Source organism: Crossiella cryophila (assembly GCF_014204915.1).
GTDB lineage: Bacteria > Actinomycetota > Actinomycetes > Mycobacteriales > Pseudonocardiaceae > Crossiella > Crossiella cryophila.
On sequence record NZ_JACHMH010000001.1, the window covers coordinates 7,860,645 to 7,876,506 of the forward strand.

The window sequence follows — 15,862 nt, forward strand, 5'->3', positions numbered from 1 at the left end:
CGGCCACCACCCTGCCGGGTGACGCCCGGTAACCCGGCCGACACGGGCCGAGGGCCGGGCGGTGTCAACGACCGGGCGGGCGGACCTGGGGGCCGCCCTGCGTTCCGGCGGATTGCGGTGCCACGGTGGCACCGGGGATGCTGGAGTTGGATCAAGGGGGCGGGATGCGGACACTTCTCGGCCGGGAGCTGCCCGAGGCCGAGCTGGCCGCCGCGCTGGACCTGGCCGCGGCGGGGCGAGGCGGACTGGTGCTGCTCACCGGCGAGGCCGGGATCGGCAAGACCGCGCTGGCCGAGCAGGTCAGCGCGAACGCCTCCGCGCGCGGGTTCCGGACCCGCTGGGGCGCCAGTGGCGGACCGGCGTTCTGGCCGTGGATCCAGGTGCTGCGGCAGCATCACGGCGAGCTGGGCACCGGCGGCGAGCACCCGTGGCTGCGCCCGTTGCCCGCCTCGGCGCGGCCGGATGAGTACGCGCGGTACCGGCTCTTCGACGATCTGGCCGGGCTGCTGACCGCCGATGGTGTGCCGACGCTTGTGGTGCTCGACGACCTGCACTGGGCCGATGAGGGCACGGTGCGCTGCCTGGAGTTCCTGGTGCCGCAGCTGCGGTCGGCGTCCGTGCTGGTGCTCGGGACCTGCCGGGAGGCGCCCGAGGGTGAGCTGGCCCGGCTGGGTGCCCGGATCGAGCTGGGCGGGCTGGACGTGGGCGCGACCGGGTCGCTGCTGGGGCGGGTCACCGGGACGGAGCCGGAGCCCGCGCTGGTGGCCGCGGTGCACGAACGATGCGGCGGGAACCCGTTCCTGGCCACCGAGGTGGCCCGGTTGCTGCGGCACACCACGGCCCCGGTGGCGCTGACCGCGGTGCCCTCGGGAGTGCGGCAGGTGACCGCGTTGCGGCTGGCCGAACTGTCCAGGGAAGCGGTGGAACTGCTGTGCCAGGCCGCGGTGCTTGGCCTGTCGGTGGACGTCGCCGAGCTGGCCGAACTGGCCGGGATCGACCCACCCGAGGTGTGGTCCCGCCTGGCCGAACCCCTCCGCCGCGGCCTGATTGGCACCCAACCGGAGCAAGTGCTACGCTTCCCGCACAGCCTGCTACGGGAAGCGGTGGCCGACCGGATCCCCGCACCGGAGCGAGCCGCGTTGCATCGCCGGGCCGCCACGGCGATCGCCACGCGCGCCCGCGCCGATGAGGCATCCACCAGGCTCGCCGACCACCTCACCCTGGGCGACCGGCCGGACGAGGCCGCCGTGCACCGGGTCCGCGCGGGCCGCGCCGCACTCCGGGCGCTGGCCTACGAGGACGCGGCCGTCAGCTTCCAACGGGCCCTGGACCTGTTGGGAGACGACGACCGCGACCGGGTCCGGCGCGCCCGGATCCTGCTGGCGCTCGCGGAGGCACGCTCGTACTCGGGCGCGCTCACCGAAGCGGTGGCCGACTACGAACGCGCCTTCGAGCTGGCTCGCACGGTCCAGGACGGCGAGACCGCGGCCCGAGCCGCACTGGGCTGCTGCGTAGGCAACCAGCTCGCCCTGCACGAACCCCGCCTACTCCGCCGCCTGGAACAGGCCCTGGCCGGCCTGCCCCCAGGCGACGGCGAACTGCGCGCCCGGGTACTGGCCCGCCTGGCCAAGGAACTGGACCCAGCCGACACCAGCCGGGAACGCCGGAGTCTGGTCGCCGGACAGGCGCTGGCCATGGCCCGCAGACTGTGTGATCCAGCGTCGCTGGGGAGCACGGGTGAGCTGGGCAGCACGGGTGGATCGGGCCGCCCGGCCTTGCAGGGCGAGGCCGGGCGACAGCTCAGCTCGGGCGAATCAGGCAGCTCGGGCGGACCGGGCAGCCCGACCAGACCGGGCAGCCCCGCCGGGCCGCGCAGGTCAACCAGCTCGGGCACTCCGGCACCCCTGGGCAACCCCGCCAACCCGGGCAGCCCAGCCAACCCGGGCAACCCGCCCGCCCTAAGCTCTCCCACCGGGCTGAGCGCTCAGGCCACCCTGGCCGAGGTGCTCAGCGTTTACCACCAGGCCATGTGGTCGCCGCACAACGCACGCGAGCGGCTGGTGATCGCCACCGAGGCGGCGGCCGCGGCCGAGCAGGCCGGTGCCGACCTGGTCGCCATGGAGGCGCACCTGTGGTGCCTGCTGGCCAACCTGGACCTGGGCGAGCGCAACGCGATGGAGTCCGGGCTGGCCATCACCGGCACCCTGGCCGAACGGCTGCGGCATCCGCTGTGGCTGTACTACCAGCGGCTGTGCGCGGCCACGATCCGGCACGCCGACGGCGACTTCGCCGAGGCCGAGGCGCTGACCCGCCAGGCCCTGGTACACGGCCGCCAGGCCAACCATCCCCTGGCCGAAGCCTCCTTCCAGCACCACCTGGCCCGACTGGCCCTGGACCGCGGCGACCAGTCCACCGCACAGGCCGCCACCGACGCCTACGTCACCCTGGTGAGCGCGGTGCCCGTGCTGTCCCCGGCGCTGCGTTGCGTCACGCTGTGGCTGCGCGCCCACCTCGGCCACCACGTGGAGGCGCGGGCTCTGCTCGACCGCCTGCTGGCCGACGGCGCCAAACCCCTGATCGAAACCACCGTCGGCATGCCGGTGACCCTGCTCCTGGCCGAGGTGGCCCACCTCACCGGCGCGGCCGAACACGCCCCCACCCTCGCCGAAACCCTGCGCCCATACGCGGGCCTGGTCGCCACTTCGGCGGGCTGCCCCCTGGGCCTGATCTCGCACGCCCTGGCGAACCTGGCCGTGCTGACGGACCGGCCGGAGGAGGCCGAGTCGCATTTCCAGTCCACTGTGGACCAGGCACGGCGGATGGGTGCGCGGCCGTGGCTGGCCAGGGCTCGGGCGGACTACGCGACGTTTTTGTTGGCGGGTGGGGATTCCGCGGGGCTGGAGCAGGCGCGGTTGGCCGAGGTGGAGGCGAGCGCGTTGGGGATGCCGGTGGTGGCGGCGCAGGCGAAGGCGTTGCGCGAAGCGCGGTAGCGGCGCGGGTGAAGACTCGGTGTCCACTTCCTTCCCGACACGCCTACCGAACGGTCGGTCGGCGGCGACGTTGATCCAGTTGCCCCAGGCGAAGGCGTTGCGCGAAGCGCGGTAACGGCTCGAGCGAAGACTCGGTGTCCACTTCCTTTCCAGCACGCCTACCGGACGGTTGGTCGGCGGCGACGACGATCCGGTTGCCCCGGGCGAAGGCGTCGCACGAGCGGCGATGGCGACCTGAGCGAAAGTGTGGCAAGAGCGGCGGCAGCAGTCCGAACAAGGCGTTGCGCGAATGGAGGCAGCCCGAGCAAGGAAGTTCCGCGTGCCGGAGCACCAGCTCGGCGCGACCCAGGCGGCCCGACCCAGGCGGCGCGGCCGGAGCGAGGCGGCCGGAGCGAGGCGGCCGGAGCGAGGCGGCCGGGGCTAGGTGGGCGAGTCGGGTGGCAGCCGACTTGTCCGTGCATGCCGACCGAACGGTCGGTCGGCGGGGGTGCTCCGGTCGCTTCTCGCGAAGCTGGGGCGGGGTCGGCGGTTGGGGGGTGGTGCCGCCGACCCCGCTTGCGTGCCGGGGGGTCTCGACCGCGACGATGTCGTCGGGGTGATGTCGTCGCGTCGCCCGGCGGAACGGTGGTCCGTGTTGAACCGAGTATGGCCGGTAATCGTGTGCTGGCAACGGTTCTAGTACCAAAGTCCGGCCATGGCTGCCCGAAGGGTCAGTCTTTCGTCCTTGCGCTGCCGGTGCGGGCGATAAGTGTGTCAGCGGTTGAGCAGGGTGGTGTCCAGCTGGGGTGGACGCGGGCCGTAGGCGTTGCGGCGAGCGGAGCGGGTGCGGATCCAGGGCAGGGCGGTGAGCAGGCGCAGGAACGATGGCGGGGCGAGGTTCTTGCCCTGTTCGCGTGCGGTGGCCACCCGGCGTTCGATGCGGGTCTGGTCCGCCTGCACCTGGACGATGGCGGGTTCCCTCGCGGCCTGGATCGCGGCGAGGGTGGACTCGGTGAGGGTGCCCGCGCGCAGTGCGGGGATCAGCTGGTTGGCGGCCTCGACCGCGTCCTGGATCGCCATCAGGATTCCGTTGCCGCCCACCGGGGAGATGACGTGCGCGGCGTCGCCGAGCAGCAGCACACCCGGGCGATGCCAGCGCGGGGCGCGGGCGATGTCCAAGGACAGCAGGGTGATCTGGTCGAAGTCGGTCAACTGGGTGATGCGGTCGGACAGCCAGGGCACGTGCCGGCGGATGAAGTCCTGGATGGGGGTCACGCCGGCCTGTTTCGCCGTTGGGAAGCCACCTTTGGGCAGGGTGTAGCCGATCTGCCAGTCGCTGACACCGCCGAGCAACGCGACGTAGTGGTCACGGCCGAAGTACAGGTCGACGTCGGCCTCTGGTGGATCCGCCGGGTGCCGGGGCAGGCGGAACCAGAGCAGGTCGCTGCTGGCGCCCAGGGGTTCGACCGGCAGGTCGGCCAGGCGGCGCAGCCGGGAGAAGCGGCCGTCGGCGCCGATGACCACGGTGGCGGGCAGGTCGTGTTCGCCGTGCTCGTCCCGGTAGCGGACGCCGGTCACCACCTCACCCTCGCGAAGCAGGCCGATCACCTTGGCGGCCATGCGGATCTGGCAGGACGGCAGGGCTTTTGCCTTACTGGCAAGGAAATCCAGGAAGCGGACCTGTGGCATCAGTGCCACGTAAGGGAATGGGGAGTCCAGGCCGCGGTAGTCGGCGGCGGTGATGGTGCCGTGCGGGGTGTGGAAGCGGAAGCTGCGGGCCGGGTGGTGCGGCAGGCGGAGCAGGTCCTCGGCCAGACCGAGGGTGTCCAGGAGTTCCAGGGTGTAGGGGTGCAGGGAGTCACCGCGGAAGTCGCGGTCGAAGTCGGGCTGGGCCTCCAGCAGGGTCACCGGCACCCCGGCGCGGCCCAGCAGGTAGGCGAGCACCATGCCGCCGGGGCCACCCCCGGCCACCACCACCCCGGTCACCGGCTGGCCCGCCCGACCAGCTCGGCCCGGCTCGACCGGGTGGCGGCGTGCAGGGTCTCCGTACTGGCCCGATGTCGCTCCGGGTTGATGGGCTCGGCCTTCCGCGTGTTCACCCGGACCATCTTGCCTGCCCCGGCCGCGTCAGTCCTGCCCCGCGGCCTGGTTCTCGCCCGGCTCCGGCACCCCGGCCTCCTCGCGTCCCTTGGTGAGTGTGGCGGCACTCCACTGCTGGTCATCGTGCTCGTCCAACCGGTGTCGCCCCATGACTGGCACCTCTCCGTGGTTGCGGCGGGAATACCCCGTAGGCGGTGAGTCGAATCCGCGGGCCTGGGCGGTGTCACCACTCCGGGGGACAGCGCCCCTACCGACCGGTCGGTAGGGAGACGGAGGTCGCTGTTGCCGCGGCCCGGGTAGCGTGGCTTTGTGATCACCGAAGCGGGGCTCGCCGGGTGGGCGGCGGGCAGGGCGGATATCCGGCTGGTGCTGCGCACCGGCTCACGGGCGCGACGGGACGGCACCGCGGATGCCTTCTCCGACCACGACATCGAGCTGTTCACCACTGACCCCGACGCCTACGCCGACGACGCGGACTGGCCGGCCGAACTCGGTCCGGTGCTGGTCAGCGTCGGACTCGACGGACCGTGGGACAACCCGGCCCGATTGGTGCTGTTCACCGACGGCGTCAAGGCCGACTTCCAGGTCGTGCCGTTGGCGCTGGTGGAGGAGTTGGCCGGGGAACTCGACGATCTGCACGAGCGTGGGTACGAGGTGCTCTACGACCCGGACGGGCTGGCCGCGCGGTTGCCGGCGCCCACTGGGCGGCCGCGGCCGGAGCCGGTGACCGAGTCGGACTTCCGGGAACTGTGCGCGGAGTTCTGGTTCGAGATCGCGCACCTGCCGCGGTACCTGGCTCGCGGGGAGCTGTGGGTGGTGCAGTCGCGGGACTGGACGACCAAGGAACTGCTGCAGACCCTGGTCGAGTGGCATGCCCAGGCGGTGCGCGGGGCGGATCTGGACGTGTGGCACGGCGGCACCCGGATGCGGGAGTGGGCCGCGCCCGGGGTGTGGGAACGGTTGCCGGAGACCTTCGGCGGGTTTGACGCGGAGGGGGCACGGCGGGCCGCGCATGCGACCGGGGTGTTGTTCGCCGAGCTGGCCCGCGAGGTCGCCAAGATCCACGACTTCCCCTACGACCCGGCCCCCGAAACCGCGATCCTGCCCCAGCTGACCCCCTGACCCCTGCCCCACAACGGCCAACACTCCGTACGAGAACGGCCAACACTCCGGGAGAAGGAACGGCGAGCAGCCCTCCTCCGGAGTGTTGGCCGTTCCGGACGGTGTGTTGGCCGATCTGGGACGGTGTGTTGGCCGTTGTGGGATGGCAGGTGGGCGTTGTGGGGCGGGGGGCGGAGTGGTGGGGGGTGGGGGTGGGTTAGTTGGGGGATTTCAGGCCTGCGCCGGAGAGGGCGAGGGTTAGGTTGGGGGTGGTTAGGTGGGGGGTGGCGGTGGTCCAGGAGGGGGTGGTGGGGGCGGTGGCGGTGCGGGCGGCGGTGATGGCTGCCCAGCAGACCGCTGAGGTGGGTTCGACGTAGAAGCCTGCCGCGGCCAGTTCGGTGCGGGCCTTGAGGACCTGGTCGTCGGTGACGCCCAGGATGGTGCCGCCGGTGTCGGCTACCGCTGCCAGGATGGCTTCGCCGCGGGCCGGTTCGGCGATGGCGATGCCCTCGGCCTTGGTGGGGATCGGGGTGATGGTGGCGGGGCCGGGGGCGCCCGCGTCAGCCGCCGTGGCCAGGGGGGCGCAGTTGGCGGACTGGACGCCGATGATGGTGGGGAGCTTGGGGATCAGGCCCTGGGCGAGGAGTTCGCGGAAGCCGAGGTAGGCGCCCAGGAGCAGGGTGCCGTGGCCTACCGGGAGGACGACGGTGTCCGGCATGCCCTGTTCCCACAGCTCGAAGGCGAAGGTCTTGGTGCCGTGCAGGAAGTACGGGTGGAACATGTGGCTCGCGTAGCTGGCGTCGGGGGCCTCGGCGGCGACCTTTGCCGCGCGGGCGGCGTCCTCGCGGTTTCCCTCGATCAGGTGGACGTTGGCGCCGTGGGCGCGCATCTGGCCGAGTTTGCCGGGTGAGGTGCTCGCGGGCACGTAGATCTCGCAGGGGATGCCGATGCGGGCGGCGTAGGCCGACAGCGCCGTGCCCGCGTTGCCACTGCTGTCGGCGATCAGGCGGCGGACGCCCAGCAGGTGGGCCAGGGTGGCCAGCATGACCGCGCCGCGGTCCTTGAAGGACAGGGTCGGGGACAGGTATTCGAGCTTCACGCGGGCGTCGGGCAGGCCGACCGCCGGGACCACGGGGGTCATGCCCTCACCCAGGCTGACCTGGGGCAACTCCGGCACCGGCAGGGACTCGGCGTAGCGCCACAGGGTGGCGGGGCGGGTGGCCAGTTCGGACCGGCTGGGCAGCTTGGCGCCGAAGTCGGCGACGTCCAGGACACCGCCGCACGGGCAGAGCCAGACCAGGCTGTCCACCGGGAACTCGGTGGCACAGCGGGAACAGCGCAGCGGCGGCAACTGGTGGGCCACGTTTTTCTCCTCCACGATTGGACTGGACTGATCGTCTAGAAAACTTGGACAGATTGTCAAGTCCGGTTTAGGCTGGGGTGGTGAGCGACACGATGGACCGCGCGGCCGACGACCTGTTCGACTCGGTGCGCCCGCTGGTCGACGGCCTGGCCGCCACCTTCGGCCCCACCGCCGAGATCGTCCTGCACGACTACCGCACACCCGAGGCGAGCGTGGTCGCGATCAGCGGCTCGGTGACCGAACGGCACGTCGGTGGCGCGATGAGTGAGATCGGGCTGGGCCTGCTCGCCGCGGGCGCCGAGGCCGAGGATCGGCTCAACTACCTCACCCGCACCCCGGACGGCCGCCTGCTGCGCTCCTCCACCATGCTGCTTCGCCTGCGCGGCAAGGTGATCGGCGCGTTGTGCGTCAACCTGGACGTCACCGCGCTGCGCCAGGCCGCCGACACCCTCGCCGGTCTGGCCGGTCCGCTGGAACCCGCGCCGGTCACCGTGTTCTCCGACGATGTGGACCAGGTGGTGGACGCGGTGATCGCCGAGGAGGGCGGCTGCGACCGCACCGACCGGGCCGACCGCCGCCGGATCATCGCCGCGCTGGACCGGCGCGGGGTGTTCGCGGTGCAGCGCTCGGCCGCCAGGGTCGCGGAGTACCTGGGTGTCTCGCGGGCCACGCTGTACAACGACCTGACCAAGGTGCGGGCCCGATGACGTTGCCGCGCAACCGATCCACTCCGCCGGACGCGCACCACAGGGCCGGGGGCGATTACGCCGAAGGGCCCACCGCGTGCCCGGCGATCGGGCTACCCTGGCAAGATCTGGCCTCGGCCTGACCGGTGTGCCGGCCGGCCGGGACGAACACCGATCGGGGAGGCTGCGGGTGACCTGGGAAGACCGTGTGCTGGGCTGCATGCTGGGCGGCGCCATCGGCGACGCGCTGGGCGCGGACGTGGAGTTCGAGTCGATCAGCTCGATCCGGCGGCGGCACGGCGCGGACGGCCTCACCGACCTGGTCGCCGCCTACGGCAAGGTCGGCGCGATCACCGACGACACCCAGATGACCCTGTTCACCATGGAGGGCATGGTCCGGGCGCATGTGCACCAGCGCCGGCACGGGGCCACCGATCCGGTGCCGTTCCTGCTCTCGGCCTACCAGCGCTGGCTGCACACCCAGGGCTACCCGTGGGCCGACGCCATGGGGTCACTCGCGCAGGCGCACCCCCAACCGGACGGTTGGTTGATCCGCGAGCCGGACCTGTTCGACCGCCGCGCCCCCGGCAAGACCTGCATCCGCGCGCTGGAGGACATCGGCCGCGGCCAGGCGCCGGGCTCGTTCACCAACAAAATCAACAACTCCAAGGGCTGCGGCGGCGTGATGCGCGCGGCCCCGGTGGCCTTGTGGGGCAACGATCCGGCCGAGGTGTTCCGGATCGCCGCGGCCGGCGCCGCGCTCACCCACACCCACCCCAGCGGCTACCTGTCCGCGGGCTGCCTCGCGGTGATGGTGTGGGCGCTCTTCCACGGCGCGCACATCAACGTGGCCATCGACAAGGCCGAGCAGATCCTGCGCGGCTACGACCAGCACGAGGAAACCCTCGAAGCCATCGAGGGCGCGGTCCGTCTTGGCGGGCCGATCGACTCGACCACGCCGGAGCGGATCGAACGCGAACTGGGCGGCGGCTGGGTCGGCGAGGAGGCCCTGGCGATCGGGCTCTACGCGTTCCTGCACGGCGGCGGCGAGTTCCGGGAGACCATGCGGGTCGCGGTCAACCACACCGGGGACAGCGATTCCACCGGCGCGATCGCCGGGAACCTCTTCGGTGCGGCGCACGGGATGTCCGCGCTGCCCAAGGACTGGCTGGACAAACTGGAACTCCGCGCGGCGACCGAGCTGTTGAGCCGGGACGCCGTCGCGGAGTTCAGCGCGAACCCGCCCACCTCGAGCGGGTTCCTGCACTGCTATCCCACCTGGTGACTCAGCCGGCCACGAACACCGCGGCCAGCGCCAGCACCGAGGGCACCACCTGGACGTAGAGGATCTTCTTGCTGGCCGTGGCCGCGCCGTAGACCCCGGCGACGAACACGCACACCAGGAAGAAGATCTTCGCCTGGTAGCCGACCGGGTCGGCCGCGATCAGCGACCAGATCAGGCCGGCGGCCAGGAATCCGTTGTACAGGCCCTGGTTCGCGCCCAGGGTCTTGGTCGCCTCGGCGAACTCGGGGGTGAGCCCGAACGCCTTCTGGCCCCGTGGGGTGGTCCACAGGAACATCTCCAGCACCAGGATGTACACGTGGATCAGCGCGACCAACCCGACCAGGATCCCTGCCACGACACCCATCAGAACTGCTCCTTCATCATTCCACTGTGGACAGCCATTGTGCGCTTGACCCGGGGGTTCGTCATCCCGAGTAGACGTCTTCGATGTAACGGTCCCGCGCGATGAGATCCGCCAGCCAGGCCTCGGCGGCGTTCTGGTCGCCGCCGGTGTGCTTGCGGTGCAGGTCGAGGAAGGCCGCGCGCACGCCGGGGGCCATCCGGGCGCCGTCGCCGCAGACGTAGACCGCCGCGCCGCTGTCCAGAAGCTGCCACACCTGCTCGCCCTCGGCGGCGATGCGGTGCTGCACGAACTGCACGTCCTCCACCGGCGCCTGGGAGAACGCGGGCCGCATCGAGACGACTCCGGCGGCCTCAGCCGCTTCCAACTCCGACCGGTGCAGGTAGTCGACCTCGGGGTGGTCGCAGCCGAAGTAGCACAGCGCCGGGCCGGTGTTGCCGACGGCGAGGCGGTCGGCGATGGCACCGCGGAACGGGGCCAGGCCGGTGCCCGCGCTGATCATGATCACCGGGCGGTCGGCGGCCGGGTCGAGCCGGAAGGCCTCCCGGCAGGGCTGGACCTTGGCCAGCACGGTGTCACCGGGGCGCAGACCGGTCAGGTAGGCCGAGCCGATGCCGCGGAAGGTGCCGTCAGCGCACCGGGACGGGGCTTCCAGCAGGGACACCATCAGGTCGACCGCACCCGGCTGGCTCGCGGCCGAGGAGGAGATCGAGTAGTGCCGGGGGCGCAGCGGCGGCAGCAGTTCCAGGGCGATGTCCAGGGTCAGCTGACAGGCCGGGTTGACCTCCAGGAGGTCCAGCACGCTGCGGCCATCCGGTTGCGCGGCAAGGGCTTCCAGGGCCTTGCGCTCGGGCGGGCAGGGGTTGATCGCGGCCAGCGCGGTGAGCTGGGCGGGGGTGGCCGGGTCCTGCAGTTCGACGAAGTGGGTGAGCAGGGCGCGGGCGGTGACCGGTCGGTCGATGCCCAGCGCGCCGCGGCCGGGGCGGCGGTCGGCGATCTCCAGGACGTCGTCCAGGCCGAGCTGGAGGAGCTGGGCGGCGCGTTCGACCTGGGCCGGGTCGTTGGCCGGCAGCACGGTGAGGTGGTCGGCGGTGCGGTAGGTCACGCCCTCGGGCAGCGCGATCCGCAGGAACCGCTTGGACCGGCCCAGCGGGTGGTCCAGCTCGGCCAGGTCGGCGGTGTCCAGGACGGTCATCGGCAGCACCTCGTGCCGGGCGTCGCGGGCCGCGGTGACCGGGCCGGACAGCGTGCGCACCGCGTACCTCGGACCGTCGGTGGTGTCCACTGTGGACACCGCGTCCGGGTCGCCGTACTCGGCCAGCAGCGCGGTCCAGAGCTGTTCGCTCCAGTCGGTGACCGCGCCGGCCAGGTCGCCGGAGGCGTCCGCCTCGCCGCGGTCGAGCAGGCGGGTGGCGCCGAGTTCGGTGAGGCGGGCGTCCATGGCGGTGGGCACGTGCATGTAGGTGGCGGCCCAGTTGCGGTCGCCGACGCCGAGCAGCGCGTACCGGACGCCGTCCAGGGAGCCGGGTTCGGCTTGGTTGAGCCAGTTCCAGAACTCGGCGGCGTCGTCGGTCGGGCGCCCGTTGTAGGATGCCGCGACGATCACCACTGGGGAGCCGGCCGGCAACGACCGAGTGGCGACGTCCAACGGGTCAACGGAAACGTCGCAGCCGTGCTGCTCCCCTGCCTCGGCGATCTCCTTGGCCAGGGTGCGGCAGGTGCCCAGGTTGGAGCCGTGCAACACGGTGAGCCTGGTGCCCTGCCGCATCCGCCCGGCCGACTTCGCGGTGGCGTGCGCGGTCTCGGCGACCGCGGGCTTGCGCCGGTCGGCGCTGGTGCGGCGGGCCAGGCCCAGGTGCAGGCCCTCGGGCTTGAGGGTCAGCGTCTCCTTGACCTTGAGCTGGTAGTTGTCCTGGTCCAGGAAGCGGAAGCGGTGGATCAGCAGGCCCAGCAACAGGGTCGCCTCGTGCAGGGCGAACTGGCGGCCGATGCAGGCCCGCTCGCCGGTGCCGAAGGGCTTGAACGCGTGCACCGGGCGCTCCCGCTCGCGTTCGGGGCTGAAGCGCTCCGGGTCGAAGGACTCCACGTTGTCGCCCCACACCGGATCCCGGTGCAGCATCGGGGTCAGCACCAGCATCGCCTCGCCCTTGGCCACCGGGTACTTGCCGCCGATCTCGGTGTCCCGCAACGCCTGGCGGGCGAAAATGGCCGCGGTCGGCCACAGTCGCAGCGTCTCGTTGAGGATCTGCCGCACATAGCGCAGCTTGCCGATGTCCTCGAAACTCGGGTCAGGGTCCTCGACATCGCCCCAGAGCGCGTCCACCTCGGCCTGGGCGCGGGCCAGCACGGCCGGGTTCTTGGTCAGGAAGTGCAGCGCGAAGGACAGCGTGCCGGAGGTGGTCTCGTGCCCGGCGATCAGGAAGGTGACCACCTGGTTGCGGATGTTGACCTCGTCCAGGGTCTCCCCGGACTTCGGGTGCGGGGCGTTGAGCATCAGGCCCAGCAGGTCGTCGGTGCTGGTGTCACCACTGGCGATCCGCTCCTTGATCACCTCGTCCACCACGCCGTTGAGGAAGGCCACATCCGCGGCGAACTGCTCGTTTCCCTTGCGGTAGAGGAAGTCCAGGCCGGGCACGTGCCGGTTCTTGGCCTGGGCGAAGGCCAGGCCGCGGACCAGCGCGGTGACGAACGGGTGGGTGTCCTCGCTCTCGAAGGAGCCGAAGTCGTAGCCGAAACCGGCCAGGCCGATGGTGTCCAGGGTCAGCTTGGTCATGTCCCCCGAAACGTCCACAGTGGACTGTCCGGTGTGGCCGTCCCAGGAGTTGATCAGCTTGCGGGCCACCGCGAGCATGGTCGGGTGGTAGGTGCGCATCGAGGACATCGCGAAGGCGGGCAGCAGGATGTCGTGCGCCTTGGCCCAGTTGGGCTCGTCGTTGAAGGCGGTGAACAGGCCGTCGCCGGTGAGGCCGCGGATGGTGACCAGGGAGTTGCCCACGTGCTTGGCGAAGCGATCCTCGTCGGCGAGTTCGGCGACCAGGTCGGCGCCGGAGACGAAGACGACCTCGGTGTCGAAGAACTTGCGGGTGAAGATCGGGCCCAGCGCCCTGGCGTCGTCCATCGCGCTCTGCACCAGGCGGTCCGACGGCGCGCCGAGCACATCGCCGATGACCGGCAGGCGGTTGGCCGGGTGCGGCAGTTCGACCCGGTCGGTGGTGTGTGCAGTGCCCATCTCGAATCCCCGATTTCGCTGTGCGCGCTTGTCCTGTCGAGATCAACAGTGCCAGCGCTGATCCACAGTCTCGGACCACAGCACTACACAATCTTGTAGTCCTCGGCTACGTTTCCTCCTTGTGAGCGATCCGCTGTCCCGGCTCGGTCTGGCCGAACTGCTGGCCGCCTCCGGCGCGCTGGCCTCGCTGCGCGACCGGACAGGGCGGTTCACCTGGGCCTCGCCGAGTTACCGCGAGCTGATCGGGGCCGGCGAGGCCGAGATCGCGGGCCGCACCCTGGCCGACTGGCTGGGTCCGGAACTGGCCGCGCCGGTGGACGCCGAGGACGAACGGGTGTGGCGGACCGGGGAGCCGGTGCGCTGGCGGCCCAGCGATCCGGTGCCGACCGCGCTGCCGGGGCGGTCCGGCAGGCAGGTGTGGCTGGCCGGGCACAAGCTGCTGCTGCACCCGGCGGACGGGGAACCGTTGCTGGGCATGGTCGCGGTGGACGTCGGGGACTGGCTGGCCGACCGGGCCGCGCTGGCCGCGGCCGAGCAGCGGCTGGCCCAGTTCGTCGCGCACGTGCCGGTGCTGGCCATGATCACCGACGCGCAGCACCGCTACGTCTGGTTCGGCGACGCCGGGCACCGGCTGCTCGACCGACCGGTCGGTGAGGTGGTCGGGCGGACCGTGCCGGAGGTGCTGCCGCCGGACCTGGCCGAGCAGTCGGTGGAGCAGAACGCGGCGGTGCTGCTGTCCGGGGCGGCCCGGCAGGTGCGGATGCGCACCGAGCAGGACGGGCGGGAGATCGAGTGGTCCGGCTACCGGTTCCCGCTGCCGCAGCCGCAGGGCCCGCCGCACGTGGGCACCATCCTGTTCGACGTCACCGAGTTCCGCACCGCCCAGCGGGACGCGGCGTTGTGGCGCAACCGGTTCCTGGCGCTGCTGGACCGGATCTCGGTGCCTGCCGCGGTCTGCCTGCCCGACGGCACGCTGAGCATGCTCAACCCGGAGTTCGCCGCCCTGTTGGGCAGCAGTCCGGGCCGGTTGCACGGCACCGTGCTGACCACCCTGATGCAGGCCCGTGACCAGGAGAAACACGATCGGCTGATGCGCGAGTTCGCGTCCGGGGCGCGGGGGCGGCGACGGCTGGCGGTGCGCTGGAAGCCGCGGCGCGGGAGTGTGGAACGCACCGGCGAGCTGACCCTTCAGCTGGTCAAGGACGTGGAGACCGGGTTGCTGCTGACCCTGGCCGCCGACCCGGAGCAGCCGCCGCCGGCCGAGGTGTCGCCGGAAATCAGTTCCCGGGAGGCGGAGATCATCACTAGGGTCGCCGCCGGGGACACCACCGCGGCCATCGCGGCCGCGGTCGGCCTGACCCCGGACGGGGTGACCTACCACGTCACCCGGCTCTGCCAGCGGTTCGACGCGGCCAACCGCACCGCGCTGGTGGCCAGGGCGTATGCCACCGGGGTGCTGGACGCCTCGGTGTGGCCGCCCGCGCTGCGGGAGAACGGAGTTGCCCATGCATGAGGAACTGCTCGACGGCGCGGGCCGGGTGGTGGCCACCTACGAGCGCGGCACCCGGATGGAGCTGCCCTACGCGGACGAGCTGCGCCCGGTGGACATCGCGCCGGACGACCTGGTCAAGCTGCTCTTCGCCGAGCGCAAGGGCTGGGTGTTCAGCGCCGCACCGGAGATCTGCCAGGTGGCCAAGGCCAGTGGCGGCACGGTGGTCCGGCACGCGCACTGCTACAGCTACGACCTGCGCACCCAGCCGGTCGATCCTGGCTGGGCGGCCGGGCCGCTGCCGGAGGGGCTGCGGTTCAGCGAGTTCAGCGCGACCCTGGACGAGATCTACCGCGCCTACGAGCTGGCTTTCCCGCCTGGCCACGTGGATCACGTGCTGGACCCCGAGAGCGAGCGGCGGAACTTCGCCCGGCTGCTGGCCGGGGAGGTGCTCGGGCCGGTGCTGCCGTGCAGCAGCCTGGTGTGGGACGGCGAGACGGTGGTCGGCGTGATCGTGGTCAACGACCGCGAGGGCGAGCCGCCGCTGGGCGGGCCGTGGATCTCCCAGGTCTACCGGGATCCCGCGCCGCGCTATCGCGGGCTGGGCACGCTGCTGCTGCGCCGGGCACTGGCGCTGGGCGCGCGGGCCGGGTTGCCTGCGATCGGGCTGGCGGTGACGGAGGGGAATCCGGCGCGGTGGGTGTACGCGAAGGCGGACTTCCAGCACGTCGAGGAGTCCATGACGGTGCTCATCCCGGACTGACCCTCTAGACTGGCCGGGTTGGCACCGAACTGAGGAGGTCGGCCGTGCGCGAGCACCGGGTCCCGCCTCGCTCCGTGCTGCTCCGGCTCATCCAGGCGGTGCTGCTCACCGCGCTGCTGGTGCTGGTGGCCGCACCGGTGGCCACGGCCGCGCCGATCACGTTGGCGGACAACGAGGTCGCGGTGTCCACCCATCTCGGTGGGTCCTCTTCGGACCACCGGGACACCCGGCTCAACCACGCCGACCGGGTGGCCATCAACAACCCGCACGCGCACCAGCACTTCGCCGAGCTGCCAGCCGGGTTGCCGGTGGCCAGGCCCGCGTTCCCTCGGCCCAGCGTCGACTTCGCCACCGATCAGAACGCCCTCGACGCCGCGGACGGGGTCGGGCCGCGGCAGGCGCCCACCAGAGGGCCACCGTCCACTCCAGGAATCTGACCGTCACGCCGTCCTTTGTGGACGGACATCGATCCTGGAGGAACCTCACCCATGTCACGCCCTTCGGCGTGGCGGGGAC

At 71.9% G+C, this 15,862-nt stretch carries 12 protein-coding genes; 7 read left to right on the forward strand and 5 right to left on the reverse strand.

The annotated features are described in order from the left end of the window. The first annotated feature begins 164 nt into the window (after positions 1-164). A complete protein-coding gene (locus tag HNR67_RS33685) occupies positions 165-2,990 on the forward strand; it encodes an ATP-binding protein (RefSeq protein ID WP_185006492.1) in 2,826 nt (941 codons plus the stop codon). Positions 2,991-3,743: 753 nt separating this feature from the next. Here HNR67_RS33685 and HNR67_RS33690 read toward each other — a convergent pair. Then, entirely contained in the window at positions 3,744-4,955 is a 1,212-nt protein-coding gene (locus HNR67_RS33690) for an FAD-dependent oxidoreductase (RefSeq protein WP_312988621.1), read from the reverse strand. 141 nt (positions 4,956-5,096) lie between these two features. Then, complete coding sequence (locus tag HNR67_RS45970) at positions 5,097-5,219, reverse strand: hypothetical protein (protein WP_281403266.1); 123 nt, start codon at positions 5,217-5,219, stop codon at positions 5,097-5,099. A 159-nt stretch (positions 5,220-5,378) separates the two neighbouring features. Between HNR67_RS45970 and HNR67_RS33695 the strand changes: the two genes are divergently transcribed. Further along, the gene (locus tag HNR67_RS33695) at positions 5,379-6,191 is read left to right on the forward strand and encodes an aminoglycoside 6-adenylyltransferase (RefSeq protein WP_185006494.1); all 813 of its coding nucleotides are present in this window, start codon (positions 5,379-5,381) and stop codon (positions 6,189-6,191) included. Between the two features lie 196 nt (positions 6,192-6,387). On the opposite strand, the gene HNR67_RS33700 is transcribed toward HNR67_RS33695, so the two are convergent. Continuing rightward, positions 6,388-7,533, reverse strand: coding sequence for a threonine synthase (locus HNR67_RS33700; RefSeq protein ID WP_221490142.1), 1,146 nt, complete (start codon positions 7,531-7,533; stop codon positions 6,388-6,390). Between the two features lie 80 nt (positions 7,534-7,613). On the opposite strand from HNR67_RS33700, the gene HNR67_RS33705 reads away from it, so the two are divergent. Both HNR67_RS33705 and HNR67_RS33710 read left to right on the forward strand, forming a co-directional pair. Beyond that, a complete protein-coding gene (locus HNR67_RS33705) occupies positions 7,614-8,240 on the forward strand; it encodes a helix-turn-helix transcriptional regulator (protein WP_312988624.1) in 627 nt (208 codons plus the stop codon). A gap of 169 nt (positions 8,241-8,409) precedes the next feature. Continuing rightward, on the forward strand, positions 8,410-9,504 hold the full coding sequence (locus tag HNR67_RS33710) for an ADP-ribosylglycohydrolase family protein (protein ID WP_185006496.1): 1,095 nt from the start codon (positions 8,410-8,412) through the stop codon (positions 9,502-9,504). A 1-nt stretch (position 9,505) separates the two neighbouring features. Here the strand turns inward: HNR67_RS33710 and HNR67_RS33715 are convergent, their stop codons facing one another. Further along, positions 9,506-9,868 (reverse strand): DUF1304 domain-containing protein, encoded by a 363-nt coding sequence (locus HNR67_RS33715; RefSeq protein ID WP_185006498.1) that lies wholly within the window; start codon positions 9,866-9,868, stop codon positions 9,506-9,508. Between the two features lie 61 nt (positions 9,869-9,929). Beyond that, complete coding sequence (locus HNR67_RS33720; protein WP_185006500.1) at positions 9,930-13,094, reverse strand: bifunctional cytochrome P450/NADPH--P450 reductase; 3,165 nt, start codon at positions 13,092-13,094, stop codon at positions 9,930-9,932. A 121-nt stretch (positions 13,095-13,215) separates the two neighbouring features. Between HNR67_RS33720 and HNR67_RS33725 the strand changes: the two genes are divergently transcribed. The 3 genes from HNR67_RS33725 to HNR67_RS33735 are packed head-to-tail and all read left to right on the forward strand — an operon-like array spanning position 13,216 to position 15,783. Then, on the forward strand, positions 13,216-14,607 hold the full coding sequence (locus HNR67_RS33725; protein WP_185006502.1) for a PAS domain-containing protein: 1,392 nt from the start codon (positions 13,216-13,218) through the stop codon (positions 14,605-14,607). Further along, positions 14,600-15,346, forward strand: a complete 747-nt coding sequence (locus HNR67_RS33730) for a GNAT family N-acetyltransferase (protein WP_221490143.1) — start codon at positions 14,600-14,602, stop codon at positions 15,344-15,346. The genes HNR67_RS33725 and HNR67_RS33730 overlap by 8 nt, the downstream gene beginning before the upstream one ends. Positions 15,347-15,390: 44 nt before the next feature. After that, positions 15,391-15,783, forward strand: coding sequence for a hypothetical protein (locus tag HNR67_RS33735; protein WP_185006504.1), 393 nt, complete (start codon positions 15,391-15,393; stop codon positions 15,781-15,783). The last annotated feature ends 79 nt before the right edge of the window (positions 15,784-15,862 follow it).

Bases quoted from the DNA above. Each gene is read 5' to 3' on its own strand.
- HNR67_RS33685 (WP_185006492.1), top strand. From the start codon at position 165: ATGCGGACACTTCTCGGCCGGGAGCTGCCCGAGGCCGAGCTGGCCGCC.
- HNR67_RS33730 (WP_221490143.1), top strand. From the start codon at position 14,600: ATGCATGAGGAACTGCTCGACGGCGCGGGCCGGGTGGTGGCCACCTAC.
- HNR67_RS45970 (WP_281403266.1), bottom strand. From the start codon at position 5,219: ATGGGGCGACACCGGTTGGACGAGCACGATGACCAGCAGTGGAGTGCC.
- HNR67_RS33720 (WP_185006500.1), bottom strand. From the start codon at position 13,094: ATGGGCACTGCACACACCACCGACCGGGTCGAACTGCCGCACCCGGCC.
- HNR67_RS33715 (WP_185006498.1), bottom strand. From the start codon at position 9,868: ATGGGTGTCGTGGCAGGGATCCTGGTCGGGTTGGTCGCGCTGATCCAC.